The organism is Mesorhizobium silamurunense, assembly GCF_014843905.1.
Classification (GTDB): domain Bacteria; phylum Pseudomonadota; class Alphaproteobacteria; order Rhizobiales; family Rhizobiaceae; genus Mesorhizobium; species Mesorhizobium silamurunense.
Genome location: NZ_LPVS01000103.1, coordinates 12,198 through 38,964, shown reverse-complemented (window position 1 = coordinate 38,964; position 26,767 = coordinate 12,198). Strand labels below are relative to the sequence as shown.

The window sequence follows — 26,767 nt, the reverse complement described above, 5'->3', positions numbered from 1 at the left end:
ACGGCTTGTTTTCGCCGCTCAGCGTCCCTTCGCCCCTAAGTCGCGATCCACGAATATGGCTGCCACCACCGCGGACTGCTCGCCCAAATTGCACACCCAACGCATATAAAAATATACCTGTGGGCAGCGTAGTCAACTAAATTAGCGTTTTGTTAACCCCACTTGTTTGTGAGTGGTTAACCAGGAACGCGGCGAATGCGGGGTTTCGACGGTCCAAAGTAACGCTGCGGTGTCGGCCGCGCGTACGCTATGGGTAGGCACTCATCAGGGGAGGGCAGCCAGCGCTGGAAGATGAAAAGCGCGGCCGATCTCATGTTATAAAAGAGAAACGCGCTAACAAGAGATCTCGCCGGGGGCGCCAAGCTTCGCCGTTTTGTTTCGATGGGCAGCCGAACACTAGATGTTCTGGAATGAAAGCGGTCCGGAGCCTCTCAGGAAGCAATGCGATTGCTGTCCGAAGCCGCTCGGGCTGCAGATATGCGCGGCGTTTCCAAAATAGGGGTTGGCACTCACGCTGGTGACCGCGACGGGCGAGGTTCTTGTCTGGACAACCCGATTTGGCTTCAAGTTGATCAAGGCAGCGCTGCCGCTCTGAGAGGCGCTGAATGCCGAAGGTTGTCCAAAGTTGAAGTATTGACAACCGGAAATTGCTAGAGCCGTGCCAAGGACAAAAAATGTATAGAGAAATTTTCCGGATCTGAGAAATTTGTTGTTGGAGGAAGGCCTGGTTTGCTTTTCGTGAGCCATGAGCATCAGAAATCCTCTTGGGCGTGTGAGACGCCCTATTTCGAATCACTAGCCGGAATCCCGCTCCGCAAACACTATGGCAAACTTGGTTAATTTTAGCGATAGCTGATCGATCGGTTGGAAATTTTGCTGCCTGGCAAGGCGCGCCGGAGGGGGCAGGGGACCGTTACACTCGTTGGTTGCCGGTCGGGGGCGCGGGCGCTCGCAGTGCCCACGAGACGCTCATGGCCCGCAAAACCCGCGGGCCATGCCGTTGGTTTCGGCGCTTTTTTCCGCCTCGATCCTATTCTCCGCCCATCTCTTTCTTGAACTGGGCGAAGTCGACCTGCATGCCGTTGAAGATGGTGCTCCAGTGGCGGGTCAAGGCGGCCAGGGCGACAGCCTCCTGGATCTCTTCGTCGGTAGCGCCGGCGCGCTTGGCGTTCTCGGTATCCGACCAGATGCAGTAATTGCAGGGGATCTGCGCCGCGACCGCCAGCGAGATCAGCGACTTCACCTTCGGCGGCAGCGCCGTCTTGTCGCTGAGCTCGATGGCCTTGACCTCGGCCCACGCGCCGGGCAGACCGGCTTTCGGGAACTGTTTGATGAAGCCAGGCACGCCGCCCATGGTCGACTGGATGTCCTTGATGGCGGCGTCATAGTCGTCGGCGCTGGCCGGCGTGGTCAAGGTCGCGGTGAGCGCGATGACGGCGAGCAGCGAGGCGAAACGAAGGCACGAATGGGCGGTTGAGACGATGCGAATGACTGACACGGTGCTCTCCTCTGGTTTTTGTCAGCCTTACGATGTAAGGTAATGCGAAAGATGAGCCTTACAGTGTAAGTTGTCAAGCGACGCCATGGACTCACCGAGCAAAAAAAACCGAGCCCGCGGAAAACTGTCCCGCGAGATGATCGAGGATGCCGCCTTCGAGGTAATCGAACGGGAAGGGCTCTCCGGCTTTTCGATGCGCAAGCTCGCCGCCAGGCTCGGCTGCGAGGCGATGAGCATCTACCATCACTTTCCCTCGCAGGCGCATCTTTACGAGGCGTTGGTCGACCGCCAGATGAGCGGGCTTGTGGTTCCCGATGACAGCCTGCCCTGGCGTGAGCGGGCCCGCATCGGCATGCAGGAATTCCGCCGTGTCGCGACCGAGCATCCGGCCTTTGCGCCGTTCATCGTCGTCTACCGCATGAACTCGCCGCCCTGCCTCGCCAAGCTGAACGCCATCATCGGCCTGTTCGAGGACGGCGGCTTCGGGCCTGAGCTCAGCGCCCGTCTGTTCCGCGCCGCCGGCTACTATCTGATGGGCGCGATCCTCGATGAGACCGCTGGCTACGCCAAGGGGCCCTCGGCGGTCACCACGGTCAGCCACGAGGATCTGGCACGCGATTATCCCAGCGTCGTGGCCGCCGGCGCCTATTTTGGCGCCGCCGGCTTCGACAAGACATTCGAGCTTGGCCTGGAGATGTTTCTGGACGAGATGGAGCGGGTCCGCGAAGCTGCCCGAAGCGAAACCGCGCAAGGTGGCGGCGACCGTGCTCGGACGAAGAAATAACCAGGACTTTCGATGCGCTTCCTCTCGGTTCTTATTCTCATCGCCGGCGCCGCCGTAGGCGTCTTTTACCCCTGGGCGATGAGCAATTTCTCCGGCCACGCGATCGGCACATACCGCGTCTACGAGGGCGGCCGCTTCCGGCCGGCCACGGTTCAGCTCGCGGCAAGCGATGCGCCTGTCCGCGTGCTGGTCGACCTCACCGCGCGAGCCGAAGGCGTCGCTTCGCAGGCGCAGCGCACGGTGCTGACGCTGACCGCTGCGAGCGGCGGCCGCACGGCGCTCGCCTCGACGCTCTCCTTCAACCACACCGACAATCCACGTCAGGTGAGCCCGCAACTGCCCGACAAGATCTTTCGCGACGAGGCCGGCGTGATCGAGGAGGTCATGCCCGGTCCTTACGTCTTCACCGTCGGCCCGGGCGATGCCGACGGCATCGACATGCGCGCCGTCGATCTGGTGTTGCGCGCCGGCACCGGTTCGATCGACGAGAGAGCGCGGCCGGCCGGTTACGCGCTGATGGGCGTCGGGTTGGTCGGATTGATGCTTTCGCTGGTCTTCGGTCGCGGCGGAAGCCGTCCGCAGAACCCGAACTCGCAGCCGCCACCGCCGCGCTGGGGTCGCGGCGGTTCGCCAAAATGAGGCCGGCATGAATTATCGCCACGCCTATCACGCCGGCAATTTCGCCGATGTCGTCAAGCACGCCGTGCTCGGCCGGCTGGTCGAGTATCTCAAGCAGAAGGACAAAGCCTTTCGGGTCATCGACACCCATGCCGGCATCGGCCGCTACGATCTCGCCTCGGTCGAGGCCGGCAAGACGGGTGAATGGCAGGGCGGCATCGGCCGGCTGCTCGGGGCCACGCTGGAGCCTCAGGCGGCAGCGCTCCTTCGGCCTTATCTGGAAGCGGTGCGCGCGGAAAATCCCGATGGCGGCATCCGCCGCTATCCCGGCTCGCCGCTGATCGTGCGCCACCTCTTGCGTAAGCAGGACCGGCTGACGGCGATCGAATTGCATTCCGAGGACGCGGCGCGGCTCAAAGCCGTTTTTGCCGGCGACTTCCAGACGAGGGTGATCGAGCTCGATGGCTGGCTGGCGCTCGGCGCGCATCTGCCGCCGAAGGAGAAGCGCGGTCTGGTCCTCGTCGATCCGCCCTTCGAGGAGGGGGGTGAGTTCCCGCGCCTGGTCGAGAACCTGCGCCGCGCGCACCGGCGCTGGCCGGGCGGCATCTACGCGCTCTGGTACCCGATCAAGGACCGCAAGGCGGTCGCCGCTTTCCGCGCGGCGCTGAAAGCGACGGGCATCCCGAAACTGCTCGACATCGGCTTCGACATCCGGCCGGCCTCGAGCGAGCCCAGTCTCGACGGCAGCGGCCTTGTGGTGGTCAACCCGCCCTTCACGCTCGAGAGCGAATTGCGGGCGATGCTGCCGGCTCTGCACAGGGTGCTCGTTGTGGAGCAGCCGTCGCGTTGGACGCTTGATTGGCTGGCCAGCGAGTAGCGCTTAGCCCTCGTGGTGAAAATCAGACACGTGAGTCCAGCCGAGGTGTAAGATGGCCGTCGCGTGGCTCTGGGTGAGTTGAGGAGGCAACCATGCTACCTCGGACGATTTTTCTCGGCAGACTAATTGGCCTGTTCTTTATTCTCAGCGCGCTGTTCATGCTCATGCACAAGCAGTCGTTTGTCGCGACCGTGCCCAGGCTCATTCAGGACCCACCGCTGGTCCTGTTTATCGGCATGATTGCCACGGTTGCGGGTCTCGGCATGGTGCTCGGGCACAACGTCTGGGCGGGCGGAATCCTGCCTGTCGTCGTCACCCTCATCGGATGGACAATCCTGATCCGGGGCTTGCTCCTGCTCTTCCTTTCACCGGAAGCGCTGGCGACGTATTTCGAGATGTTTCGTTTCGAAAGACTTTTCTATGTCTATGCCGCGATTACGTTGGTCCTTGGACTGTACCTGACCTATGCCTCGTTCAAAGCCTTACCGCCGCCAAACGCGAGAACCAAGGGTTAGACTCGATCCGCTAGTGTCCATCATAGACATTAAAAATCATTGCTTGTTTCCCGTAGTGATGAACGACTTTCTTACGAAACTCTCCCATAGTTCTGCATGATCTTGAGAGCCAAACTATCTAATAGCATCTTGAGGCTAGCTGTCTCACGTCGAGATTTTCCGTTAGATGCCACCTAACATTTGCTGGAGGACGGTTCTCCCGAAGATATCTCGCAACATCAGGGGCTAGCGTATCGTAAATTAATTCAATAACCAGTTTGCCCCAATACTGTGGACGGCTATTCAAAGCGCCCTGCCAGTTCGTAAGCGCGAAGCGACGTCGGCGCGGCACTGCCCGCCAACGCCGAGGGCGTCATGCCGGTCAGCCGCCGGCTCTCGCGGATCAGATGTGCCTGGTCGGCATAGCCGGCTTCGATCGCAAGCACGGCGGTCGAGGTATCTCCGGCTTTCTCGCACAGGCGCCGGAAGCGATGGAAGCGCAGGATGCGGTCGAGCGTTTTCGGGCCGTAGCCGAAGGCGTCTTCGAAGCGGCGCCTCAGCGTCCGCTCGCTCATACGCAAGTGGCGCTGCAGGAAAGGAACCAAGGGCGTTTCCGGCGGCAAACCCTGGTCGATGACTACGAAGGCTCTGCCCATCAGCGGGTCGAGCGCATCGCGCCCTTCCGTGTGCATGCCGACCGTCTCTTCCAATTGCCGCACCATGGCGGTGAGGTCCGGCGCGGACTTGATACGATCCGACAGCTCCCGGGAGCGCGTACCCCAGATATCGCCGAGATCGAGCCGCCCGCCGACGATCTCGCAGGCCGGCACGTCGAGCCAGCCGGCGGCAGCCCCCGGCCGGAATCGGAAGCCGACGATCACCGCCCCGGCCGGCGGTCGCTCGATCTGCGGCTCCTTGTCCGGCCCGGCGATGCGGAACCGGCCGTCGATCCATTGCAGGTCGATGGTCGCGTCCGGCGTGATGACGATCGGCGGGACGTCCTCATCCTGCATGCGGTGGACCCAGACCGCAGAGAAGGCTCTCGAAAGGCCACCAGGTGCGGGCCGTTCCTGAAAGAAGCCAGTGGTCTGGGCCAGGACCGCTTCCATCTTATCTCCGATCTGCTCCGGCATTCCCCGGTGGATCGACGCGTCGGCCATTTTGGCCGAAATCTTCAATGCCGGCCGCTTCATCCGTGGCAAAACCGAATGCAGCTTTATGGCGCTTCAGGCGCTTCCATCAGACCGCATTCGTACCCCGGATGTGGTCACGAATATAGAAAGGAGTGAGAGAAATGAAAGCTCGCATCACCGTCTGCACCCTTGGCGTCGACGATCTCGAAGCGTCGCTCAAATTTTACCGCGACGGCCTGGGCCTACCGACCGAAGGCATCATCGGTCGCGAGTTCGAGCATGGCGCCGTCGCCTTCTTCGAGCTCGCCGGCGGCCTGAAATTCGCGATCTTCGAGCGCTCGAGCATCGCCCACGACGCCACGGTACCGCAGAGCGGCCGCAGCCCGACCGAGTTCACCATCGGCCACAATGTGGCGAGCGAGGCCGAGGTCGACGCGGTGATGGCCGAGGCCGTCAAGGCCGGCGCGCACGTGGCCAAGCCGGCGCAAAAAACCTTCTGGGGCGGCTATGCCGGCTACTTCCAGGATCCCGACGATCATCTTTGGGAGGTCGTCTATAACCCCGCATTCATTCCCAAAGACTGAGCTGCCTGCGGGAGGCCGACATGCCCATTGATACCGTTCAGGCGATAGGCGCGTTTCTCATCGGTGGGGTGTTCGTTTTCGCCGGCATCGAGCACTTCCTGAAATTCAAGGCGATGCGCGACTATCTGGCGAGCCGGGAATTCCCGGCTCCCGCTCTCATGCTGGCCGCCGGCTCGGCGCTCGAGATCGTCGCCGGCCTGATGCTGGCGCTCGGCTTTGCCGTGCCTTTCGCCGCCGGCGCGCTGGTTCTGTTCACGCTGGCGACGAACATCATGCTGCTGCGCTTCTGGGCCTGCGAGGAGCCGGAGCGGCAGGTGCTGCGCAATGCCTTCCTGATCAATGTCGCAGTCGTCGGCGGTCTGCTGGTGGCGGGAACGGTCTGACAACCGGGCGGCATGCGGAACGATCATTTGGGAAACCATTGTCTTCACAACCGCTTGACCGCCGTCAAGCGAATCCGCACAGTGCGCGCAACCGACCTTGAGAGGCTGCCATGACTCGCTTCGCCCACTCCGCCCTTGCCGCACTGGTTTCGCTTCTGACGCCCGTTGGCACTTCGCTTGGCTTCACCCAGGCTGCGCACGCCGCCGATTTGGCCGTCTACACCGAGGATGATGGCAGCGTCTGCGGCGAAAGCTGGGTGCTGAGCAAGATCACCGACCGCTTCAATTATCAGGTTCATAACGTGCCGCACCTGCCGGATGTGGCGATCACCGATTTCCATAACATCCGCCAGCACCGCTACCAGCCGTCGAGCGACGAATGGCCGATCGGCCGCCACTATTGCCGCGCCACCGTCAGCCTGTCGGACGGCCGCGACCGCTCGATCTTCTACCTGATCGAGGAGGGCCAGGGCTTTGCCTCGATCGGCGACAATGTCGAGTTCTGCGTCTCGGGCTTCGACCGCTGGATGGTCTATAACGGCCGCTGCCGCGTGCTTCGGTAAAAGCCGGCCCCGCTTTCCCGACTGAGATAAACGGCCTTTGGCTGCCGTCGCAGCCCTGTGCGTTGCAAATCAACAGCCGCAACGCTATGTAGCCTCGTGTCGGAAAAGGCAGACTTGGTTTGGTAAGCCCAAGTCCTTTCGGTAAGGAAAGCTCTGGTCTCTGGCCTCGTGCATGAGATCCCTACGACGAACATCGGACGCCACTCCGGCGTCCAATTGTTCGTCCGTGTGGTTCTCAAACGTGAGGAACGCTCCGGTCGAACATCGACAAAGGGAGCAGTTCATGCACAACCCCTCTCTCTACGATGTCGTGATTGCCGGCGCCGGCCCCGTCGGCCTGTTTCTCGCCTGTGAGCTGCGCCTCGCCAATCTCTCGGTTTTGGTGCTGGAACAGGCGGAGGACCCGCGCTCGCCCCTCAAGCGGCTTCCGTTCGGGATGCGCGGCCTCTCGGCGCCCACCATCGAAGCCTTCTACCGTCGAGGATTGCTGAACGATGTCGCGGCGCCGCAGCTTGTGAAAGATGGGCCGGGTGGCAGCCACGCTTCTGCCGCGCACTGGATGCAACTGTCGCGCCGGCCGGCCGGCCATTTCGCCGGCATCCAGTTCTACCACGACAACATCGACACCTCGAAGTGGCGGTATCGCCTGCCAAGTCCGGCCGCCACCAGCATCGCGGTCGAGATGGAGTCTCTCGAAGCCGTCTTGGCCGCTCGCGCAAATGCCATGGGGGTCGAGATCAGGCGCGGCCTCGGTGTCGAGGCGTTCGATCAGTCCGATAACGATGTGGCCATTCGCGCCGGCGGCGAAACGTTCCGCGGACGCTGGCTCGTCGGTTGCGATGGCGGCCGCAGCACGGTGCGCAAGGCTGGCGGGTTCGACTTCGTCGGCACCGAGCCGGAGTTCACCGGCTATTCCGTCGAAGTCGAGATGGCTGATCCGGATAAGCTCCTCCTTGGCCGCCACTACACCCAGACAGGCATGTATACCTTTGCGCGGCCAGGGACGATTGCGATGGTCGAGTTCGATGGCGGCGCTTTCCACCGAAGCTTGCCGCTCACGCTGGAGCACGTGCAGGCGGTGCTGCGCCGCGTTTCCGGCACAGACGTCACCATGACCGATCTTAGGCTCGGCACCACCTGGACGGATCGTGCTTACCGGGCGACGACATATCGCAACGGGCGGGTGTTGCTTGCGGGCGATGCGGCGCACATCCATTCGCCTTTGGGCGGTCAGGGCCTCAACCTCGGACTGGGCGACGCGATGAACCTTGGATGGAAGCTCGCCGCCGCCGTCCATGGCGATGCACCGACCGATCTGCTCGACACCTATTCGAGGGAACGGCATTCGGTGGGTGCGCAGGTCCTTGACTGGTCGCGCGCCCAGGTCGCGCTCATGCGGCCGACCCAAAGCACGCGCGCTCTCGAAGCCATCATCCGTGATCTCATCGACACTCGCGATGGCGCAACCTACTTCGCCGAGCGCGTGTGGGGCGTCTCTCTGCGCTATGATCTCGGCGGCAACCACCCAATCGTGGGCCGCAGCGTTCCCGATTTCGAGCTGGCCGACGGAACGAAGATTGGCGACCTGCTTAGGACCGGAAAAGGTCTGTTCCTGGACTTTGACCCCCGCGCGCCGCTTCGCGCGCTTGCAAGCCGTTGGCGCAGGCGGATCGCTTATGTCGCGAGCGGGGCCAAGGATCGGCTGGGCTTGAGCGCCGTACTGGTGCGCCCCGACGGTTTCGTTGCCTGGGCCAGCGAGGGCGCCGCTGACGGGGAGGGAGCCTTGAGGGCCGCGTCACGTTGGTTCGGCGAACCTGACGTGACTTGAGTCCGCCGTCATGCCCGCGCGCCCTGGCCGGACAGGTACGCGCAGATCAGCTCGCCGAGCTGCTTCTGCAGCTCCGGCGCATCGAGCATGTTGCGGCGCGCCGCATTGTGGATCACCCCCTCGACGGCTGAGGAGAGCACGCGCGCCACGGTCTCGGTATCCTTCAGGCGCCGGCGATATTGCGCGACGGCCGCTCTATAATGCTCGAGGTAGCGGGCTTGGAACGAGGCATGCGCGGCGCGCGAGCCGCGGTCGCCCGGCGCCTCGTCGAGCAGCACCTGATGCAGCGTCGGGTGGATGCTGTGCGCGGCGATCATGCCGCGCACCAGCTCGCGCGCGAATTGCCTGAGCGGCTTCTCCTCGGCCGCCGCTTCGCGGATGGCCGACAGCACATGGTCGAAGTGGCGGCGGCGGATTGCGTCGACCAAAGCGAGCTTGTCGGGAAAATATTGATAGAGCGAGCCGATGCTCACGCCCGCGGCCTCCGCCACCTTGTTGGTGCTGAAGCCCGCCCAGCCGATCTCGCTCAGAACGCGAGCACCTGCTTCAATTATCGCCTCGACGGTGGCGACCGAGCGCGCCTGGCGCGGCTCCTTGCGCATGCGCGGGGCTGGCTTGGCAATGCGAGTAGACATCCTGGCCGGGTCTCCCGAGAATATAAACAAGATACTCACATTTCGTGCGAGAGCAATTCCAGGAAAAGTGCGCAGCGGTTTTCCGTCGAGAATTGCGACGAGCAAAGAAAGCGCGCCGGGCGGAGCCTTCGCGCCGCCTGCAGCGGGAGCCCGAGCTGCTCGGCGCTTCGAGCGCCAGCTCTTGAATACGAGCGATAAGCTCGCTTTTTAGCGCGCAAGGTTTGCCGTCGTGCTGGCTCGGCTTTGCTTCGCCTTGACCTGTAGATATTTCCTCTGGGCAAGATGTAACGCGCGGTTTGGTATGTGTTGTCTATTATGAGCAATCCGCTCACATTCTACGCTCTACGCGGCGCCAAGATGTCCGGATGATCTGGCGATAGAGAGCATCGGGAATTCTCGGCGACGCAATTTCACTTCGAAAGGCAAAGATTCTCTGTCGATTTTTGCGTCGATACCCTTGTCAGCGGGTCTTGTGTAACCAAAATTCAATAACTGAAAATCATTGTGTTGCTTCGCTGGCTAGATAGCCGCGAGTCAGATATGCATGAGCACGCCGGGTCACTCACGACCTTAGGCAAAACGCAAGGGGCATCGCATGGCAAAGACGACAACCAAGGCGCCGGCGGCGAAAGCGCCGGCAAAGAAAGCGGCACCGAAGGCTGCCGCGAAACCTGCAGCAGTGAAGAAGGCAGCACCGAAGGCAGCAGCCAAGCCCGCCGCCAAGGCAGCGGCGAAGCCCGCCGCCAAGAAGCCGGCAGCGAAGGCGGCAGCCAAGCCCGCCGCCAAGGCAGCGCCGAAACCCGCCGCCAAGGCAGCAGCGAAACCGGCCGCCGCCAAGAAGCCGGCAGCGAAGGCAGCGGCCAAGCCCGCCGCCAAGGCGCCGATGAAAGCAGCAGCCGCCAAGTCGACGGCAGCGGTGAAGAAGGCAGCGCCTGCAAAGAAGGCGCCGGCCAAGAAGTAATCGCGTCGCTTTGCTGGCGACACGGAAAGGGTGAGGGCGGGCGCCGTCGGCGCCCCTCTCGCCAGTCGGCGTCGCAGCGGGCGGAGTGGATCGGCAAACGCCTTTCCTGAAAGCTCCTGGAAATTTGCCGCCCGGCAAACTTCCGGGAGCTTTTTTATTGTGCGGGCCTGTGACGGCAACTTGTATTGGCTATCTGGATTGGCGGTGCTGGCCGTTGCTCTGGCAAGAGCATTCGGTCAACAGTGCGCGCAAACAACTGGGAAACCGATCATGCCGAAGCTGCTCTACGCCTCCACCTCTCCCTACAGTTCGAAGGTTCGCATGGCCGCCGCCTATGCCGGCATCGCCATCGACCTCGTGCCGGTCAAGACGGAGGACAAGCCGGCGGAGCTGATATCGGCCAATCCGCTCGGCAAGATCCCGGTGCTGGTGCTGGAGGACGGCCGCACGGTCCACGACAGCCGGGCGATCACCCAGCATCTCAACCGGCTGTCGAAGAACGCGCTGTTCCCGCGTAATCCCGACAAGCGGCTCGAGGCCGAGGTGCTGGAGGCGCTGGCCGACGGCATCTGCGACTGCGCGTTGTCGATGGTCTATGAGCGGCGCATGCGCCCGGACACCATGGTCTATCAGCCCTGGCTCGACCGGCAGTGGGCGAAGATCACCGCCACGCTCGATCTCCTCAACGCCAACCCGCCGAAGCTGCCCAAGAAGATCACCGCCGGCCAGATGGCGCTGCGCGCCTGCCTCGGCTACCTGGCGCTGCGCTTCGGCGGCCAGTGGGAGAAGGGCCGCGGCCGGCTGGTCCGCTGGGCCGCGCGCTTCGACGAGAAGTTCCCCGAGCTGAAATGTGTGCCGGGATGAGGTCTTGCTGATCTCCCCCACAAGGGAGATCAGCAGCCTCTGCTCCACTCCCACCTTGAATCTCCTCCCGCTTCCGTGCTTGCCTGACGCCACGCAAATCGCACACGGGCGGTGAGCATGCCGAAATCAGCCAGTACAACAGACCCCATGGTCGAGCGCCTGCGTGCCGCTCTTGGCAAGCGCGCCTTCACCGAGCAGAAGATGTTCGGCGGCACCTGCTTCATGCTCAACGGCAACATGCTGATCGGCACTTCGAAGCGCGGGCTGCTGGTCCGCGTCGGCAAGGCAGCGCATACGGAAGCTGCAGCTCGCCCTCATGCGCGACCGATGGAAATGGGTGGTCGTTCGATGGAAGGATACGTCCATGTCGCGCCGGAAGGTACGGTGACGGAGGCCGATCTCGTCGGCTGGCTCGATCTCGCGCGAGCTTTCGTCGAGACGCTGCCGCCGAGATCGAAGCCGGCCAAGGTCGCAAAGAAGCGCGCGTGAGGAGATCGCGCGGCCTATCCTGTGCCGCATCGGCCGATGTCGGACCGGTTCGGCAAATGGGAGGGAGCCATGGCATTTCTGGCAGGGCATTGCATGTGCGGGGTGGTCACCTGGACATATTCCGGGGAAGTCACGCGCAATCTGGTCTGCAACTGCGCCGACTGCCAGCGCGCCACGTCCGCTCCGTTGACGGCCTTCCTGGGCATGAGGCCGGAGCAACTGAGCTGGACCGGCGACATCACACACTATGAGAGCAGTCCCAACACCTTTCGCGGGTTCTGCCCGTCCTGCGGCACGAGGCTCTATTTCCGTTCCGATAAATGGCCCCACGAGATCCACGTTCACGCCGCCACCATGACCAACCCTGATGACTACCAGCCCGATGCGCAGGTCCTCATGCACTCACGCGTCAAATGGCTGGACCGGCTGCCGTCGATTCCTGCCCATGAGGGCTTCCAGCAACAGCCGACGGTTGATCCACACAGCGGGTGACCGGACGAGTTGGTGACAGCTTCCGTCCCGGAAAGCAGCCACAAAAAAAGCCGGGCGCGAGGCCCGGCTTTTCCGTGTCGTGGCTTGGACGACTTAGAACTTCATACCGACGCCGAAGGTGACGCGGTTGTCCTTGGACTTGACGTTGCCAAGAGCGCCAAAATCTTTGTCGCCGTAGTCGGTGTAGCGGTACTCGACGCGGCCGAACACGTTGTCCGTGATCTTGATGTCGGTGCCGACACCGGCCGTCCAGCCCAACATCGCCTTGCTTTCGTCGGTGGCGGTAACGCTATCCGTGATCTTCTGGTTCTTGGCGGCGAGACCGCCGGTGCCATAGAGCAGGATTTCCGGGGTCACGGCATAGCCGAGACGAGCGCGCAGCGAGCCTTCGAGGCCGCCCTTGGCGTTGATGCCTGCGCTGTCGCCCTTGACGCCGTTATAGCCGAGATCGGCTTCAGCGCCGTAGACGAAGTTCTCCTGCTGCCACTGATAGCCGCCGAAGACGCCGCCGATGAAGCCCTTGGTCTTCACGTTGACGCCGGCGTCGCGGGCATCGGCATGGCCGCTGAAGCCGTAGCCGAGGCTGATACCGGCATAGGGGCCGGCCCAGGAAGCGACGGGGAGTTCGGCAACCGGGGCGGGAGCCGGGGGCTCTTCCGAAACGACGTCTGCGGCATAGGCGGTACCGCCGAGGGCGAAGAGCCCGAGCGCAACCGCCAGCGGCCGCGCAAACTTGAGATTGGCTTGCATTGTTGTTTACTCCTTAAGCCACAAGACACTAGGCTTTTTATGTTCATGAATGCCCCGGCCCGTCCGGGGGGATAAACGGGCTTGGCGCTCAACGGTTCCAAATGTCGTGGTGAAATACGGCTGAAGCGAACCTGAACTTGGGTCATTCCCTGGCGCGAATGAGGCCGAAAAGTGACGTTGCATCTTCGCAACAGCGAAATGTCAGAAGGCTAATCATGTTGCGCTGCACATCGCTTGGTTCAAGGGGGCCGGCGGCCTATATTGCGCTATGAGAACGTCCCGAATCCGGGCCGGCAAGCGTGCGTACGGGCCGCTTCGCCACATTCCTGCCCCAGGTGGAAATGGCATTTAACGCTTGGCCCGTCATATTGTGCCGGCTTCCCGGAATCGTGAAGCCGATTGAGGATTGACAACATGAGACAGGCCGCTGGCGTGGCGCTGGTGACGGGGGGTGCCAGAAGGATCGGCAAGGCGATCGTCGAGGACCTGGCCGCACATGGTTTTGCCGTCGCCATCCATGCCAACCGCTCAGGAGCCGAGGCCGAAGCCCTGGCCAGCCGCATCAGGGACCAGGGCGGCCGTGCCGCCGTGTTTGTCGCCGACCTCACCGATATGGACGCCGTCGGCGATCTCGTCGGTCGCTCCGAGGCGGCCCTTGGCCCGGTCACGCTGCTCGTCAACAACGCCTCTTTGTTCGTCGACGACCGTATCGAGGATTTCGACTGGCAGGCGTGGGATCGCCACTTCGCCATCCATGTAAAGACACCGGCGCTGCTGGCACAGAACTTCGCCCGCGCCTTGCCGGAAGGCGAGGACGGGCTGATCGTCAACATCATCGACCAGCGCGTCTGGCGGCCGACGCCGCGCTATTTCTCCTATGCGCTGTCGAAATCGGCCCTGTGGACGCAGACGCAAATGCTGGCGCAAGCGCTGGGGCCGCGCATTCGCGTCAACGCCATCGGCCCCGGCCCGACGCTGAAGAACAAGCGCCAGGACGACGATGATTTCGGCAAGCAGGTCGAGGGCCTGATCCTGAAGCGCGGCGCGCAATTGCCGGAATTCGGCGCCACCATCCGCTACCTGTGGGAGGCGCGCTCCGTCACTGGCCAGATGATCGCGCTCGATGGCGGCCAGCATCTTGCGTGGCAGACGCCCGATGTGACAGGCATGGTGGAATGAGTCCCGCCCAAAAACACAGCCGAAACGGCGCCGCCGACGATTTGCCGCCCGATGTCGACCCCGATATCGACGTTGAGGACGAGGCGGCGGAGGAGATCGTCGAGCCGGAAGCCGCTCCCACCGGTCCCGATGTCGCCTTCACGGCGATAGACTGGACGCCGCATGCCGGCGATGCCGACGGCATGGTCGGCGCCGAGGTGATACAGACGCTGGTCAAGCGGCTGCCCAATCAGCCCGGCGTCTACCGCATGATGAATGCCGTCGGCGACGTGCTCTATGTCGGCAAGGCGCGCAGCCTGAAGAAGCGCGTCACCAACTACGCGCAAGGGCGCTTCCACACCGCCCGCATCGGCCGCATGGTGCGCGAGACGGCGACGATGGAGTTCGTCGTCACCCGCACCGAGATCGAGGCGCTGCTGCTCGAGGCGAACCTCATCAAGCGGCTGAGGCCCCGATTCAACGTCTTGATGCGGGACGACAAGTCGTTCCCCTACATCCTGCTCACCGGCGACCATGTCTCGCCCGGCATCTACAAGCATCGCGGTGCGCGCTCGCGCAAGGGCGACTATTTCGGCCCATTTGCGTCGGCCGGCGCGGTCGGGCGCACCATCAATTCGCTGCAGCGCGCCTTCCTGCTTCGAAGCTGCACGGATTCCTTCTACGAGAACCGCACGCGGCCCTGCCTGCTGTACCAGATCAAGCGTTGCGCCGGGCCTTGCACCGGCGAGATCTCGCATCAGGGCTATGCCGAGCTGGTCGCCGAGGCGAAGGACTTTCTCTCCGGCCGCAGCCAGAAGGTGAAGACCGAGATTTCGGCTGCCATGCAGCAGGCCTCCGAAGAGCTCGATTTCGAGCGGGCCGCGATCTATCGCGACCGCCTTGCGGCGCTGTCGCATGTGCAGGCGCATGGGGCCGCGATCTATCGCGACCGCCTTGCGGCGCTGTCGCATGTGCAGGCGCATCAGGGCATCAACCCGCAAACCGTTGAGGAGGCGGACGTCTTCGCCATCCACCAGGAAGGTGGCCAGACCTGCATCCAGGTGTTCTTCTTCCGCACCGGCCAGAACTGGGGCAACCGCGCTTATTTCCCAAAGGCCGATCCGGCGCTGGAACCGGCTGAGGTGCTGGGCTCGTTCCTGGCGCAGTTCTATGACGACAAGCTGCCGGCGCGCACGCTGCTTCTCTCCCAGACCGTGCAAGAGCAGGAACTGCTCGCCGAGGCGTTCTCCACCCGCGCCGGGCGCAGGATAGCGATCTCGGTGCCGCAGCGCGGCGAGAAGAAGGATCTGACCGACCACGCGCTGCAGAACGCGCGTGAGGCGCTCGGCCGCAGGCTGGCGGAAACCTCCACGCAGGCGCGGCTGCTGCAAGGTTTTGCCGAGACCTTCGGCCTGGCAAAGCCGCCGGTGCGCATCGAGGTCTACGACAACTCGCACATCATGGGCACAAATGCGGTCGGCGCGATGGTCGTCGCGGGGCCGGAAGGTTTTGTGAAGAACCAGTACCGGAAATTCAACATCCGCTCGACCGAGATCACGCCGGGTGACGATTTCGGCATGATGCGCGAGGTGATGGAGCGGCGCTTCTCGCGGCTGCTCAGGGAGCACGGCGATGCCAAATCTTCAGGCGGGGCGGGCTCGGAAGTCGAGGACGACGCGGCCGAGAATCTCGTCGAGGGAGACGGCAGCTTCCCGGCCTGGCCCGACGTCATTCTGATCGACGGCGGCCAGGGCCAGATGACGGCAGTGCGCAAGATCCTGTCCGATCTCGGCATCGAGGACCGCATCGTCGCCATCGGTATCGCCAAGGGGCCGGACCGCGACGCCGGGCGCGAGCGCTTCTTCGTCAAGGGCAGGGACTCTTTCATGCTGCCGGTGCGCGATCCGGTGCTCTATTTCGTCCAGCGCCTGCGCGACGAGGTGCACCGCTTCGCCATCGGCTCGCATCGCGCCCGCCGCAAGAAGGAGATGGTGAAAAGCCCGCTCGACGAGATTGCCGGCATCGGCCCCGGCCGCAAGCGCGCGCTGCTCCACCATTTCGGCACCGCCAAGGCGGTCAGCCGCGCCGCAGTCGAGGACCTTGTCAAGGTCGACGGCATTTCCGAGCATGTGGCGAAGCTGGTCTACAACCATTTTCATGACAGTTGACCATTCTTGCGCCTATTTTGGGCCGACCAATCGAATCTCGCCTGTTGACCCCCCACATTGGCTTCTGATTTGAGTAGGTGAGGCGAGAGTTCCCGATCAGAAATGGCCCAGCGCGCTTTCAACCTGCCGAATATCCTCACCTACGCCCGCATCGTCGCGGTGCCGCTGGTGGTCCTGTGCTTTTTTCTCGAAGGCCATCTGAAGTCCTCCGACTTCGCCCGCTGGTCGGCGCTGGTCATCTTCCTGCTCGCCTCCATCACCGACTATTTCGACGGTTATTTCGCGCGCGCCTGGCAGCAGACCTCCAACATCGGCAAGATGCTGGACCCGATCGCCGACAAGCTTCTGGTCGCCACCTGTCTGCTCCTGCTCGCCGCCGACACCGACCGCCATGCAGGCATCGCCGGCTGGTCGCTCTGGGCGGCGATCATCATCCTGTGCCGTGAGATCCTGGTTTCGGGCCTGCGCGAATATCTGGCGGCGCTGAAAGTGTCGGTGCCGGTGACGCAACTCGCCAAATGGAAGACGACCATCCAGATGGTCGCCATCGCCTTCCTGCTCGTCGGCCCGGCCGGCGACAAGATCTTCCCGCTGACCACCCAGATCGGCCTGGTGCTGCTGTGGATCGCGGCGCTCGTCACCCTCTACACCGGCTACGACTATTTCCGCGCCGGCCTTAAGCACATCATGGACGAGTGAGATGTCGACGAAACTTATCTATTTCGCCTGGGTGCGCGAGCGGATCGGCAAGCCGGAAGAGCAAGTCGACCTGCCGGCCGGCATCGAGACCGTTGCCGATCTGTTGCGCTGGCTGAAGTCGCGCGGCGAGGAATACGAAAACGCGCTGCAATATCCGGACGTCATCCGTGTCGCCATCAACCAGGAACATGTCGGCCACCGCGAGAAAATCGCGGGCGCGCGCGAGATCGCGCTGTTTCCGCCGATGACCGGGGGCTGAGAATGGCAAGCGCCGTCGTGCCGGCCATCCGCGTCCAGCGCGAGGATTTCGACATTGCCGCCGAGATCGCCGTCCTGACGAAGGGCCGCGCCGACATCGGCGCCGTGGTTACCTTTTCCGGCCTCTGCCGCGACGAAGAGGGCGCGCTCGCGGCGCTCGAGCTCGAGCATTATCCCGGCATGGCCGAGGCCGAGATCGGCCGCATCGCCGCCGAGGCCGTTGAGCGCTGGCCGCTGCAGGGGCTCAGCGTCATCCACCGCCACGGGAAAATCGCGCCGGGCGACAACATCGTGCTGGTGGTTGCGGCCTCCGCGCACCGCCAGGCGGCCTTCGAGGCGGCGAATTTCCTGATGGATTACCTGAAGTCGCGCGCGCCGTTCTGGAAGAAGGAGCACCGCGCCGACGGCTCCGAAGGCGGCTGGGTCGGAGCCAAGGACGCCGACGACGAGGCCGCTGACCGCTGGAAGAAATCTGGCGAATAAGTCCGGCCTCGGCCATTGAACAACCGCAATCCTTCCCGACCTTGCAAATCGGTTTGATTTGCTTGGCGGAGCAGGGTCATGCTGGACAGGATCGCGGAATTCTTCATCTTCGGGCTGGTACCTCTGGTGGTCGGCGTGCTTGCCGTGCCGGAGCTCACCAGGGCCGCCGAAAAGACGCTTGCGGGCGAAGCGACCTATCGCGAGCGCATCGCGCTGCCGCCCAATGCCGTGCTTTCGGTCGAGCTCGCCGACGTCTCGCTGGCCGACGCGCCGGCGACGATTATCGGTCAGCGCAAGATCGTGCCGGCCGGCCAGGTGCCGATCAAGTTCGAGATCGCCTTCGATCCCAAGGCGATCAAACCGGGCAGGACCTATGCGCTGCAGGCCCGTATCACCGTCGACGACCGGCTGCTGTTCATCACCGACACCCGCCACCAGGTCGATCCGCTGGACGGCAAGCCTCAGACCGTCGTGCTGAAGATGGTCGCGCCCGCCACCGAGCAGGACGCCGGGGCCTTGTACGGCCAGAGCTGGCTCGTCGAATATATCGACGGGATCGGCGCGATCGCCGAGCCGCAAGCGACGTTCCGCATCAGCGAAGCCGGCAAGGCGGGCGGCAAAGGCCCGTGCAACACCTACTTCGCCACCGCCACGGTGGAAGGGCACAGGATTGCCATCGGCGACATCGGCTCGACTCGCATGGCTTGCGCACAGGGTGCGATGGCTGAAGAGAAGGCGCTGTTCGACGCGCTGACCAAGGCTGCGTCCTACCGGATCGATGCCGGCAAGCTCACCATCGCCGACAAGGACGGCCGCGACATCCTGCGCTTCAGCGCCGCGAGCTGAGGTTTCGACGATCCCTTGAGACGTCTACGCGAAGGGTCGCGACGCGGCGTTGGCCAATATCTCACGACCTCCCGGAATAATTCACGTCGCGGAGGCGTTAACTTCCTCATATGGCGGGCAGGCGAAAGGGACATATGTCCCTTCACCGAAGTCGCCGGACCGAATGCGCGGATCGATCTGGCCCTCAAAGGAGACCAGAAATGAAAAAGCACGCGCTCATTCTCGCTGCCGCAGGCGTATCGCTGATTGCCTTCGCCGGTTTCGCCAGGGCGGACGACCACCTATTCAATGCCACCCAGCATGGCCTCAGCCCAGACAGTCAGCCCTTCCAGACCAACAAGGCCGGCCACAGCGGCGACCTCGCACCCGGACAGGGCAGTCCGTTCACCGGCGAGGAGACCAAGACGCCGGCCACTGACACCGACGCGGCGAACAATCATGCAAATGTGAAAGAGCGCCAGCCGAAGTGATATCAGCCCGCCGCGGGGGGCTAAGCGGTGCAGAACCTCGATGCCGGCCGGACAGCCTGTCCTGCCGGCCATCTCCCCGGTGTAGCTTTAGTGCCCGCCCGCTCGAGATCGGCGAAAGCCGGATGACGGCCAATCTCCCCCAAATGGGAGAATGGTAAGCGGAAACATGCCGTGTCCGCTGCCGTTTTGGATGGAGGTCACCATGAAATGCACATCAATACGAGCAGGAATCGGCCTGACTGCTGCAATGCTGATTGCCGGAGGCGCAAGCGCCACGCAGGCTGCATCGCTTGTCGATATCTCGCTATGGGACAAAGGAGCGCGGACGCCGATGGCGATGGGGCTCGCTTATGCGACGCCAAGCCACGATACCGCTAAGGCGACCATGGGCATCAAGGTTTCGCCCGCAGCAGTGAGGGCCGGAAAGGTCACATTCAATGTGAAGAATGACTCCAAGGACAGGGTTCACGAAATGATCGTTATATACCTTGTCAACCCCGGTCAGCAGCTTCCGTACATTAGCGCCGAGAACCGGGTTGACGAAGACAAGGCCGGTGACAAGGGCGAGGTTTCGGAACTCCATCCTGGCGCATCGGGCACATTGAGTGTCAATCTCAAGGCTGGAAAGTACCTGCTGATCTGCAACATGCCAGGTCACTATCGAGCCGGCATGTGGGCCGAATTCACAGTTGATCCGTAGGCCCGGTTCTGATTGAGGGGCGAGGCGTCGAACCGGCCCGGATTGACCGCATCGCCGGAAATACCTAGTTTCCCAAAAAAAGGGGATGGGGTTCCCCCGAAACCGCCCGTGCTTTTTCGTATCTGGGCTGATGACTCCTGCCAGGCGTGCTTTGCGCGGCAGGATTTGTTTTTCCCGCTCGCATCGTGCCTGCTTTGTTGAAGCGATTCCCTAAGTGGGATCGCCTTGTGGAAAGGCAATGAAGCGATGACCCTTGCGGCCTGCGCCCTGGTCCTGATCGGCGGCTTCCTCGGCGGTGTTTCCCGCTTCTTCCTCTCGGGCGTTGTCGGCCGCAGCGTTGGCGAGACCTTTCCCTGGGGCACGCTGGTGGTCAACGTCTCCGGCGCGCTGGCCATCGGCGCCTTCGCCGGTGCCGCGCGGTCGGTCGGTGGAATCTTTTCCGCCGAGCTGGTGCGCGACCTGATCGTGGTCGGCCTGTTCGGCGGCTACACCACGGTTTCGTCCTTCTGCCTGCAGACGTTGAACCTCGCGCTCGACGGCGAGCGGCGGCTCGCTGCCTTCAACGCCGTCGCCTCGGCGGCACTCTGCATGCTCGCCGTTGCGCTCGGCTTTTGGGCTGTCGTGCGGGTGGCAGGGTAGGGCGCCATGTCCGGAAACGACAGACAGACGGCCTTGCGGCTTTATCTGGCGGTCGGCTGCGGCGCGGCCGTCGGTTCGCTGGCACGCTTCCTGTGCGGCTATGTCATCGTCTCGCTGCTGGGCTGGAGCGCGCTTCTTGCAACGGCTTTCGTCAACGTCGTCGGCTCCTGGGTCATCATGTTCTTCGCCACGCTGACCCGGCCGGACGGGCGCCTCATGGTCGGCCCCGCCGGCCGCCAGTTCGTGACCGGCGGCTTCTGCGGCGGCCTCACCACCTTCTCGGCCATGAGCCTCGACACCTTCATCCTGCTTTTCGAGGGCGACCTCGGCCTCGCCACGACCTATCTTGTCAGTGTGGTGGTCCTGTCGCTTGCTTCGGCCTGGCTCGGCTATCTCATGGCGGCCAGGTTCAACCGCTTGCCGATCACCAGGTGATCAGGGAGGAGAACATGGAACTTCCCAGCCAATGCGTGCTGCTCAGGATCTTCTTCGGCGAGGACGACAGGGCGGCCGACGGCAAGCCGCTGCATGAGGCGATCGTCATCAAGGCACGCGAGACCGGCATGGCGGGCGCGACCGTGCTCCGAGGGCCGCTCGGCTTCGGCCGCTCGAGCGTGCTCCACACCGCCAAGATCCTGCGGCTGTCGCAGGACCTGCCAATCGTCGTCGAGATCGTCGACGCGCCGGAAAAGATCGATGCGCTGATCCCTCAGATCAAGGCGCTGACCAACAGTTGCCTGATCACCAGGGAGAAGGTCGAGGTGATCCGCTACGGCGACGGGGATTGAACCCGACCGACCGTTCGATCAGCGGTGGCGAAGGCGACGGCCGATCGTGCCTTCGTCGAAAATGCCGGCGGAAAACAGCTTCATGGCTTCGATCGCCAGCTCGGAGGCCTTGGGGCTGCCGCGGGTAATGCCCCGCTCCTCGCAGACCTGGTCGTAAATGCGCTTCAACAGGACGAGATCGTCCGGATATGCAACGCTGCTCTTGGAAATATGAGGGTCGATCATGCTTCCCTTCCTATCTTCGCTCACAGCCGGCAACGCCCCTTGTCACTTGTCGCCGAAGGCGTCGATCTAGGGCACCTGGCCTGCCTGCCCACCCAGTGCGACAAAAAAGGCGGCCCGAGGGCCGCCCTTTGTTACAAAAAACCGAAGCTTCCAGCTCAGCCGACGATCTCGGTGTCGGAGAACCAGTAGCGGATCTCCTGCGCGGCGGTTTCCGGCGCGTCGGAACCGTGCACCGAATTCTCGCCGATCGACAGCGCATGCACCTTGCGGATGGTGCCCTCGGCGGCGTTGGCCGGGTTGGTGGCGCCCATCACTTCTCGGTTCTTGGCAATGGCGTTCTCGCCCTCCAGCACCTGCACGACGGTCGGGCCCGACGACATGAACTCGACCAGCTCGCCGAAGAACGGACGTTCCTTGTGGACGGCATAGAAGCCTTCGGCCTCGCGGCGGCTCATCCACACGCGGCGCGACGCGATGACGCGCAGGCCCGCATCCTCCAGCATCTTGATGATGGCGCCGGTCAGATTGCGCTTGGTCGCATCCGGCTTGATCATGGAGAAGGTGCGTTCGATCGCCATTGGCTCGTCCTTGTTCTGGAAATGGAAATTGGAGTGGCGGGCTCTATACAAGCCGCTTGGCGGCTTGCCAAGGGGAGGCGGCTTCTGGTCAAGGCCGGCTCTTTGCGGGATAATTGGATGGCTGCGAGCGCGTTTCGCATCTGTGCCGGAAGCGTCGCGGCGGAACCGGAAGCGATGAACTGGCCTTACCTCAGACGCGGCGATGTCGCCGGCATTCTCCTCATGGCCGTTGTTCTCGCCGTGCTCGCCTTCGTCCTGCTCTTCTTCCCACAGCGCGGACAAGAGAATTTCGGCTTCGGCCCGGAGTGGCAATGCGCGCGCATGGAGCAGGGCGACCCGATCTGCGTCAGGCTGGTCGACAAGGACGCGCCGAACAAAACGCGCCAAAGTAGACGCTAAAGCTCGATCGCTATGGTCAATGCCGGCGCATCGCCGGCCTTCAGCCCTTCGCGCTGCCGCACCGAGGCCTTGATGGGCAGAATCAGGCTTCCGGACGCTCTGTCGGGGAAGAGCGACGTGCTCCATCTTGTCTTGCCGATGACGGCCGTGACGCCGAGCGAACCCCAGGGCCGCGCCATCCCAGCCATCGCCGCCTTGATCCGCGCCGCGAGCTCGGCCGGCAGCGTCACGAAATGCCAGCCGCCCTTGCCGGGATAGACCCAGATCTCGGCCTGGATCTCATAGCGCAGCATGACGATCCTGCCGCTCGCGGCCCTGTTCCGTCACGCCGCCGCCGCGACCTGCCGGCCGATGCCGCCATGCAGGTCGAGGCAGCGCTCGAACCACTGCGCGACGCTGTCGTCGGCCTCGAGCAGCCGGTAGGGCGAGGCGATGCGCGCCCATTGCAGCGCGCCGAACACGATGTAGTCGGTAAACAGCGGTGCCTCGCCACCGATGAAGGGCTGGTAGCTAAGCATCGAGCGCAGCGGCTCCAGCGAGGCGCGGAACACGCCGAGCCCCGCGTCGCGTCCGGCAACCACATCTTCCAGCCGCTTGCCGAGCCGCTGTTCGCGGCTCTGACGGAAATAGGCGCGGTTCGCCTCGTCCTGCATGCCGTGCAGGTCGGCGAGCAGCACCGTCGTGAGGTAGGGATGGATGGTGAGCTGCGACCAGCGCTCGATGAAGCGCGCCATCGCCTTGCCGCCTTCGCCGCCGAATAACGTCGGCCGCTCCGGATAGGCCTCGTCGAGATAGAGCGCGATGGCGAAGGAATCGGCCACCACGCGGTCGCCGTCGCGGATCACCGGCACCGTCTTCGACACGCCGCCCTCCACCTTGGGCACGTCCAGGAAGCGCGTCGGCACCTTGGTGGCGTCGAGCCCCTTGTGGGCCAGCGCCATCTTCGTCTTCCAGCAATGCGGGCTGAACGGGCGTTGGGTGTCGTGGCCAACGAGGTCATAGAACAGAATGGTCATTACGGGTCCTGCGGGTTACGAAGAGCCGGGATTCGCTCTGAGCGGGATGGAAGAATGAAACAGCATTTCATGATGTTTGCGGCCTACAATCAATGGGCCAACGCGCGCATCTACGATGCCGCTGCCGATCTCCACGAGGAAGAGCTCGGCCGCGACGTCGGTGCTTTCTTCGGCTCGATGCTGGGCACGCTCAATCATCTGCTCGTCACCGACCGCGTCTGGATGAAGCGCTTTACGGGCGAGGGGGACGCGCCGTCAAACCTTGCGACGATCCTCTATCGCGCCTTCCCAGGCTTGCGCTTGGCGCGCGAGGCCGAGGACAGGAGGATCGTCGACTGGGTGAGCGGCATGACCGACAAGGCGTTCACCGGACGTTTTTCCTATATGACGACCGACATGCGCACCGTCTCGCAGCGGCTGGCGCCGGCGCTCAGCCATCTTTTCAACCACCAGACCCACCATCGCGGCCAGGCGCATATGTGCCTCACCGTGCTCGGCAGGCCATCTGTGCCGCTCGACCTGATGCTGTTCCAGCGTTCCGAGGAAGGCCGCGCCTACGCCTGAGAGCAGCCTGCCAAGAGCTCGCATCGATCGCCGCGAAAATGCTGGCGGGCCGCAGTTTTCCATGGCCTGACTCGCCCTGCCATCTCTGGAGCTTGGCTGCCGATTAACCAAACTTGCATTGAAGCTAATGTATTAGGACTTCGTTTGCGCTCGCGCTCCACAATAAGGCAGTTGCAGTGGGAGCAATGCATGCGCATCGATTTGTCCGCCACGAGTTGGGGCAGGGTGGCGCTGGTCACGGTCGCCGGCACGGCATTCTTCATTGCCGCGGCCTTCTTTGTCGATTCCTTCAACTTTCCCTCGCTGTCGCCCGAGGCGCTGCTCTGGGCCAAGCTCACCGACCTGTTCCTGCCGCTTGTCCTTGGCGGTTCCTTCCTGTTCTTCCTGATGTGGAAGATGCGCCAGCTGGCCATCGCCCAGAAGGAGCTCAGCATCGTCGCCGCGACCGACAGCTTGACGGCGGTCTTCAACCGCGGCGCCTTCTCGATGCTGGTCGAGGCCTATCTCGAGCAGGCCCGTGGCCATGCGGTCGCCGATGCCGGTGCGCTGCTGATCGTCGACGCCGATCATTTCAAGTCGATCAACGACCGTCTCGGCCATGATTGCGGCGACCAGGCGCTGAAGCTGATCGCCAGGACGATCCAGGGCCAGCTCCACGGCGCCGACATCGTCGGACGCATCGGCGGCGAGGAATTCGCAGTCTTCCTTCCGGGCGCCGACGCGACGCGTTCCTTCCTGGTCGCGGAATCGATCAGGCGGCGCATCCGCGAGGCCGACTTCGCGCCCGGCGGCCAGCCATGTCCGCTCTCGGTCAGCATCGGCGGCATCGCTTTCAGCGGACCCACCACCTATCACGACATGTTCCAGGTCGCAGACAGACATCTCTACAGGGCGAAGTCGAACGGACGCGACCAGGTGAGCTTCGAAAGCCCGCGCAGCGTGCTGTCCGGCGAGGCCGCCAACACGTTCCACTGAACAGCTCCGCGCGGCAGAGGCAGGAGGGCTCTCACCGGCGGCTGCGGTTGAGCAGCGGCCTGTACTGGCGGATCAGCTGGCGCTCGACGTCGAGATAGGGCCTGATCAGGCCGGCTGCCGTCAATGTCGGCTCGGGCTGATGGATAACCGCCGTCAGCATGCCATGCGCGGTAAGCAGGCCCAGCCACTTCAACGCTTCCCATTTCGGCGTCGCGCCGCTGCGTCCGGCCAGGCTCCGGTTGATGTATCCGGGATAAGACAACAGGCGCTTTCCCGCCGATGAGCCGCAAGTGCCGATCCTGACCGGCCTGCCGTCGGCGGTGATCCAGGCATAGACGGCCTCGCCGAGCTCGCACGCCTTCTGGTCGGTTACCGTGACCCGGATCGAGGACTTGTCTCGGCTGAGCCTCATTTCCGCTGCCGGCTTGAACTGGTCGCGATCAAGAAACATCCGCACCCCTGCTGCATGTCCGCAAACCTGCACGGGGAAGGCGAATGTTCTGTGCGCTGCTTCACGTAACGGGCTGATCTGTGCGCTGTTTCACGCAGCGGGCCGTTCTATGCGATGTTTCATGGAGCGCGGGAAAAGTTTCGCGGGATTCGGCCAGGCAGCGGCATGCGTGCGGGAAGGCCGGATTGAACGAAAAAACCCGCCCGAGAGCTATCTCAGACGGGTTTCGCCAGGCCTTTACCGGCCGTGGGGCCGGCGGATCTCAGGCGGCGAAGCCACTATAGTCGCGCGCGACCGGCTTCACCGAGACGATCGGCTGATCCGACGGCCACAGGATGCCAGCCGTCACCGCGAAGGTGATCAGCGCATCGCGCGCCGATTCGGCGGAGATCTCTCCGGCCCGCGCGGCTTCGCAGGCCTTCGCCGCGGCGCCGTAGCTCAGCCGCCGGCGCGACGGCGGGAACTCGGTCAGGAACTCATGCATGTCGGACAGCGAAGCAATCATGCGCCTGTGACCCGCGCCGACGCTGACCGCGACCGGGGTGAAGAACATCCTCTCGTACATTTAGACCTCGCGAATTGGGGCGGAGGACGGCGGGCTGCCAGCCTCGGTCTTGGGGTAGGACGCCACACAACGTGCCTTTGGCGCGCGAGGTTCCACGTTCCGAGATCTTTTCGTGCCTGCCCCCGCCAGAGGGCGGCAGTGAGTCCAGTCTGAAATTTCCATCTACGACTAGGGAGGATTCGCTAAGCGGTCGCGCCAGGTGTACGATGCCTTGTCGTCCGATCTGAATGGCTACGGACGGTTGGAAGAGTTCATCACGCTTTCGCCCTACTCAAACGAGGAACAGCGGAGATGAGGACTCTCTGGGGCGTCGCCGACCCCGAACAACTGGTCGCACTTGCCAACCTCCTGGAGGATTACGCGAAGGAGATGGGTATCGCTGGCGACGAGGAAGCGCGCCGCGTTTTGGCAGAGCGCATCTTGGCGCTGTTCAACGAGGGCGTGCCGCCGGAGGAGATCAAACGACGCTTGGATTCTGCTCCAGCCTTGCCTTCGCATCCTTGGTAGAGGGAACTGAACCCTCCTCGGGCCGTTGGGCCGCTAGGAGGCTCTTGTGGCCGACATCCCCCGCCAGCCTGAAAGCGCTAAAAATTTCATACTTCGGCGCTTGGTTGAAGAAACAGACATTACCGAAGAACAGGCGCGAGAATTGATCGCTTTGCTAGGCTATGAGTGGCCGTCGCTTTTGCGGGAAGCCCGGCTCTTGGTGAAGAAAAAGCGCTGGATCTATTAGCGCTAGCCGCGTTCCATTCAAATATAATCGCCCATTCGGATCCTCGATCTAGTTTGCCCTTTTGGGGCGCCGCGAACCTTCGACCTCTGGCCCAGAGGG

Annotated in this window: 40 protein-coding genes and 1 riboswitch; of the genes, 28 read left to right on the top strand and 12 right to left on the bottom strand. The window is 63.3% G+C overall.

Features of this window, described 5'->3' with window-relative positions; genetic code table 11:
• Positions 1–396 precede the first annotated feature (396 nt).
• Positions 397–753, bottom strand: a complete 357-nt coding sequence (locus tag AU465_RS30785) for a hypothetical protein (protein ID WP_192256398.1) — start codon at positions 751–753, stop codon at positions 397–399.
• A 277-nt stretch (positions 754–1,030) separates the two neighbouring features.
• Positions 1,031–1,498 carry a carboxymuconolactone decarboxylase family protein gene (locus AU465_RS30780; protein WP_192256396.1) on the bottom strand — a complete coding sequence of 156 codons (468 nt, stop codon included), beginning with the start codon at positions 1,496–1,498 and terminating at the stop codon, positions 1,031–1,033.
• 136 nt (positions 1,499–1,634) lie between these two features.
• On the opposite strand from AU465_RS30780, the gene AU465_RS30775 reads away from it, so the two are divergent.
• The 4 genes from AU465_RS30775 (at position 1,635) to AU465_RS30760 (ending at position 4,292) form a co-directional block, all read left to right on the top strand.
• Complete coding sequence (locus AU465_RS30775; protein ID WP_246506568.1) at positions 1,635–2,282, top strand: TetR/AcrR family transcriptional regulator; 648 nt, start codon at positions 1,635–1,637, stop codon at positions 2,280–2,282.
• Positions 2,283–2,294: 12 nt separating this feature from the next.
• Positions 2,295–2,921, top strand: a complete 627-nt coding sequence (locus AU465_RS30770; RefSeq protein WP_192256392.1) for a hypothetical protein — start codon at positions 2,295–2,297, stop codon at positions 2,919–2,921.
• Between the two features lie 7 nt (positions 2,922–2,928).
• Positions 2,929–3,777 carry a 23S rRNA (adenine(2030)-N(6))-methyltransferase RlmJ gene (locus AU465_RS30765; protein ID WP_192256390.1) on the top strand — a complete coding sequence of 283 codons (849 nt, stop codon included), beginning with the start codon at positions 2,929–2,931 and terminating at the stop codon, positions 3,775–3,777.
• A 92-nt stretch (positions 3,778–3,869) separates the two neighbouring features.
• The gene (locus tag AU465_RS30760; protein ID WP_192256388.1) at positions 3,870–4,292 is read left to right on the top strand and encodes a hypothetical protein; all 423 of its coding nucleotides are present in this window, start codon (positions 3,870–3,872) and stop codon (positions 4,290–4,292) included.
• Between the two features lie 118 nt (positions 4,293–4,410).
• On the opposite strand, the gene AU465_RS37890 is transcribed toward AU465_RS30760, so the two are convergent.
• Positions 4,411–4,623, bottom strand: a complete 213-nt coding sequence (locus AU465_RS37890) for a P63C domain-containing protein (RefSeq protein WP_376774924.1) — start codon at positions 4,621–4,623, stop codon at positions 4,411–4,413.
• Positions 4,571–5,380 carry a helix-turn-helix domain-containing protein gene (locus AU465_RS30750; protein WP_192256386.1) on the bottom strand — a complete coding sequence of 270 codons (810 nt, stop codon included), beginning with the start codon at positions 5,378–5,380 and terminating at the stop codon, positions 4,571–4,573. Before AU465_RS30750 ends, AU465_RS37890 begins: the two co-directional genes overlap by 53 nt.
• Positions 5,381–5,565: 185 nt before the next feature.
• On the opposite strand from AU465_RS30750, the gene AU465_RS30745 reads away from it, so the two are divergent.
• The 4 genes from AU465_RS30745 to AU465_RS30730 all read left to right on the top strand — a co-directional run bounded on the left by AU465_RS30745 (position 5,566) and on the right by AU465_RS30730 (position 8,762).
• Positions 5,566–5,988 carry a VOC family protein gene (locus tag AU465_RS30745; protein ID WP_192256384.1) on the top strand — a complete coding sequence of 141 codons (423 nt, stop codon included), beginning with the start codon at positions 5,566–5,568 and terminating at the stop codon, positions 5,986–5,988.
• Between the two features lie 20 nt (positions 5,989–6,008).
• Positions 6,009–6,371 (top strand): DoxX family protein, encoded by a 363-nt coding sequence (locus AU465_RS30740; RefSeq protein WP_192256382.1) that lies wholly within the window; start codon positions 6,009–6,011, stop codon positions 6,369–6,371.
• Positions 6,372–6,481: 110 nt separating this feature from the next.
• Positions 6,482–6,934: a hypothetical protein gene (locus tag AU465_RS30735; protein ID WP_192256380.1), complete on the top strand. Its 453-nt coding sequence runs from the start codon at positions 6,482–6,484 to the stop codon at positions 6,932–6,934.
• A 283-nt stretch (positions 6,935–7,217) separates the two neighbouring features.
• A complete protein-coding gene (locus AU465_RS30730; RefSeq protein WP_192256378.1) occupies positions 7,218–8,762 on the top strand; it encodes an FAD-dependent monooxygenase in 1,545 nt (514 codons plus the stop codon).
• An 8-nt stretch (positions 8,763–8,770) separates the two neighbouring features.
• On the opposite strand, the gene AU465_RS30725 is transcribed toward AU465_RS30730, so the two are convergent.
• Positions 8,771–9,364 (bottom strand): TetR/AcrR family transcriptional regulator, encoded by a 594-nt coding sequence (locus tag AU465_RS30725; RefSeq protein ID WP_192256536.1) that lies wholly within the window; start codon positions 9,362–9,364, stop codon positions 8,771–8,773.
• 628 nt (positions 9,365–9,992) lie between these two features.
• Here AU465_RS30725 and AU465_RS30720 point away from each other — a divergent pair.
• From AU465_RS30720 to AU465_RS30705, 4 genes are all read left to right on the top strand, one after another.
• Complete coding sequence (locus AU465_RS30720; protein WP_192256376.1) at positions 9,993–10,358, top strand: hypothetical protein; 366 nt, start codon at positions 9,993–9,995, stop codon at positions 10,356–10,358.
• Between the two features lie 270 nt (positions 10,359–10,628).
• On the top strand, positions 10,629–11,222 hold the full coding sequence (locus tag AU465_RS30715) for a glutathione S-transferase (RefSeq protein WP_192256374.1): 594 nt from the start codon (positions 10,629–10,631) through the stop codon (positions 11,220–11,222).
• A 117-nt stretch (positions 11,223–11,339) separates the two neighbouring features.
• Positions 11,340–11,711, top strand: a complete 372-nt coding sequence (locus AU465_RS30710) for a TfoX/Sxy family protein (RefSeq protein WP_192256372.1) — start codon at positions 11,340–11,342, stop codon at positions 11,709–11,711.
• A gap of 69 nt (positions 11,712–11,780) precedes the next feature.
• Complete coding sequence (locus AU465_RS30705) at positions 11,781–12,203, top strand: GFA family protein (RefSeq protein ID WP_192256370.1); 423 nt, start codon at positions 11,781–11,783, stop codon at positions 12,201–12,203.
• Between the two features lie 93 nt (positions 12,204–12,296).
• Here AU465_RS30705 and AU465_RS30700 read toward each other — a convergent pair whose 3' ends face one another.
• Positions 12,297–12,953: an outer membrane protein gene (locus tag AU465_RS30700; RefSeq protein WP_192256367.1), complete on the bottom strand. Its 657-nt coding sequence runs from the start codon at positions 12,951–12,953 to the stop codon at positions 12,297–12,299.
• 414 nt (positions 12,954–13,367) lie between these two features.
• Here AU465_RS30700 and AU465_RS30695 point away from each other — a divergent pair, with 414 nt between their 5' ends.
• The 11 genes from AU465_RS30695 (at position 13,368) to AU465_RS30645 (ending at position 21,162) form a co-directional block, all read left to right on the top strand.
• Entirely contained in the window at positions 13,368–14,132 is a 765-nt protein-coding gene (locus AU465_RS30695) for an SDR family oxidoreductase (RefSeq protein ID WP_192256365.1), read from the top strand.
• Positions 14,129–16,279 (top strand): excinuclease ABC subunit UvrC, encoded by a 2,151-nt coding sequence (locus AU465_RS30690; RefSeq protein WP_192256363.1) that lies wholly within the window; start codon positions 14,129–14,131, stop codon positions 16,277–16,279. Before AU465_RS30695 ends, AU465_RS30690 begins: the two co-directional genes overlap by 4 nt.
• Before the next feature lie 102 nt (positions 16,280–16,381).
• A complete protein-coding gene (gene pgsA, locus AU465_RS30685) occupies positions 16,382–16,978 on the top strand; it encodes a CDP-diacylglycerol--glycerol-3-phosphate 3-phosphatidyltransferase (RefSeq protein ID WP_126095484.1) in 597 nt (198 codons plus the stop codon).
• Between the two features lies 1 nt (position 16,979).
• Positions 16,980–17,237 (top strand): molybdopterin converting factor subunit 1, encoded by a 258-nt coding sequence (gene moaD, locus AU465_RS30680; protein WP_192256361.1) that lies wholly within the window; start codon positions 16,980–16,982, stop codon positions 17,235–17,237.
• A gap of 2 nt (positions 17,238–17,239) precedes the next feature.
• Positions 17,240–17,719 carry a molybdenum cofactor biosynthesis protein MoaE gene (locus AU465_RS30675; protein ID WP_192256359.1) on the top strand — a complete coding sequence of 160 codons (480 nt, stop codon included), beginning with the start codon at positions 17,240–17,242 and terminating at the stop codon, positions 17,717–17,719.
• 78 nt (positions 17,720–17,797) lie between these two features.
• Positions 17,798–18,565: a YbaY family lipoprotein gene (locus AU465_RS30670; protein WP_192256357.1), complete on the top strand. Its 768-nt coding sequence runs from the start codon at positions 17,798–17,800 to the stop codon at positions 18,563–18,565.
• A gap of 200 nt (positions 18,566–18,765) precedes the next feature.
• Positions 18,766–19,035 (top strand): hypothetical protein, encoded by a 270-nt coding sequence (locus tag AU465_RS30665; RefSeq protein ID WP_192256355.1) that lies wholly within the window; start codon positions 18,766–18,768, stop codon positions 19,033–19,035.
• 202 nt (positions 19,036–19,237) lie between these two features.
• A complete protein-coding gene (locus AU465_RS30660; RefSeq protein WP_246506565.1) occupies positions 19,238–19,735 on the top strand; it encodes a cupredoxin domain-containing protein in 498 nt (165 codons plus the stop codon).
• Between the two features lie 72 nt (positions 19,736–19,807).
• A riboswitch (Fluoride riboswitch) is annotated at positions 19,808–19,882 on the top strand.
• 99 nt (positions 19,883–19,981) lie between these two features.
• Entirely contained in the window at positions 19,982–20,374 is a 393-nt protein-coding gene (gene crcB, locus AU465_RS30655) for a fluoride efflux transporter CrcB (RefSeq protein ID WP_192256353.1), read from the top strand.
• 6 nt (positions 20,375–20,380) lie between these two features.
• The gene (gene crcB / locus AU465_RS30650; protein WP_192256351.1) at positions 20,381–20,809 is read left to right on the top strand and encodes a fluoride efflux transporter CrcB; all 429 of its coding nucleotides are present in this window, start codon (positions 20,381–20,383) and stop codon (positions 20,807–20,809) included.
• A 14-nt stretch (positions 20,810–20,823) separates the two neighbouring features.
• The gene (locus AU465_RS30645) at positions 20,824–21,162 is read left to right on the top strand and encodes a DUF190 domain-containing protein (protein ID WP_192256349.1); all 339 of its coding nucleotides are present in this window, start codon (positions 20,824–20,826) and stop codon (positions 21,160–21,162) included.
• An 18-nt stretch (positions 21,163–21,180) separates the two neighbouring features.
• Here AU465_RS30645 and AU465_RS30640 read toward each other — a convergent pair whose 3' ends face one another.
• A complete protein-coding gene (locus tag AU465_RS30640) occupies positions 21,181–21,387 on the bottom strand; it encodes a hypothetical protein (RefSeq protein ID WP_192256347.1) in 207 nt (68 codons plus the stop codon).
• Positions 21,388–21,542: 155 nt separating this feature from the next.
• Complete coding sequence (ndk, locus tag AU465_RS30635; RefSeq protein WP_192256346.1) at positions 21,543–21,965, bottom strand: nucleoside-diphosphate kinase; 423 nt, start codon at positions 21,963–21,965, stop codon at positions 21,543–21,545.
• A 117-nt stretch (positions 21,966–22,082) separates the two neighbouring features.
• Here ndk and AU465_RS30630 point away from each other — a divergent pair, with 117 nt between their 5' ends.
• A complete protein-coding gene (locus tag AU465_RS30630; protein ID WP_192256344.1) occupies positions 22,083–22,364 on the top strand; it encodes a hypothetical protein in 282 nt (93 codons plus the stop codon).
• On the opposite strand, the gene AU465_RS30625 is transcribed toward AU465_RS30630, so the two are convergent.
• Positions 22,361–22,657, bottom strand: a complete 297-nt coding sequence (locus tag AU465_RS30625; protein ID WP_192256342.1) for a DUF1905 domain-containing protein — start codon at positions 22,655–22,657, stop codon at positions 22,361–22,363. The genes AU465_RS30630 and AU465_RS30625 overlap by 4 nt on opposite strands.
• Positions 22,658–22,687: 30 nt before the next feature.
• Complete coding sequence (locus AU465_RS30620; protein ID WP_192256340.1) at positions 22,688–23,380, bottom strand: glutathione S-transferase family protein; 693 nt, start codon at positions 23,378–23,380, stop codon at positions 22,688–22,690.
• Positions 23,381–23,434: 54 nt separating this feature from the next.
• Between AU465_RS30620 and AU465_RS30615 the strand changes: the two genes are divergently transcribed.
• A complete protein-coding gene (locus tag AU465_RS30615) occupies positions 23,435–23,944 on the top strand; it encodes a DinB family protein (RefSeq protein WP_192256339.1) in 510 nt (169 codons plus the stop codon).
• 189 nt (positions 23,945–24,133) lie between these two features.
• Entirely contained in the window at positions 24,134–24,919 is a 786-nt protein-coding gene (locus tag AU465_RS30610; protein ID WP_192256337.1) for a GGDEF domain-containing protein, read from the top strand.
• 31 nt (positions 24,920–24,950) lie between these two features.
• Here the strand turns inward: AU465_RS30610 and AU465_RS30605 are convergent, their stop codons facing one another.
• Both AU465_RS30605 and AU465_RS30600 read right to left on the bottom strand, forming a co-directional pair.
• Positions 24,951–25,370: a hypothetical protein gene (locus AU465_RS30605; protein ID WP_192256335.1), complete on the bottom strand. Its 420-nt coding sequence runs from the start codon at positions 25,368–25,370 to the stop codon at positions 24,951–24,953.
• A gap of 262 nt (positions 25,371–25,632) precedes the next feature.
• Entirely contained in the window at positions 25,633–25,935 is a 303-nt protein-coding gene (locus tag AU465_RS30600; protein WP_192256333.1) for a DUF982 domain-containing protein, read from the bottom strand.
• A gap of 291 nt (positions 25,936–26,226) precedes the next feature.
• Between AU465_RS30600 and AU465_RS30595 the strand changes: the two genes are divergently transcribed.
• Positions 26,227–26,442: a hypothetical protein gene (locus AU465_RS30595; RefSeq protein ID WP_192256331.1), complete on the top strand. Its 216-nt coding sequence runs from the start codon at positions 26,227–26,229 to the stop codon at positions 26,440–26,442.
• A 46-nt stretch (positions 26,443–26,488) separates the two neighbouring features.
• Positions 26,489–26,668 (top strand): hypothetical protein, encoded by a 180-nt coding sequence (locus AU465_RS30590; RefSeq protein ID WP_192256544.1) that lies wholly within the window; start codon positions 26,489–26,491, stop codon positions 26,666–26,668.
• Positions 26,669–26,767: the final 99 nt, after the last annotated feature.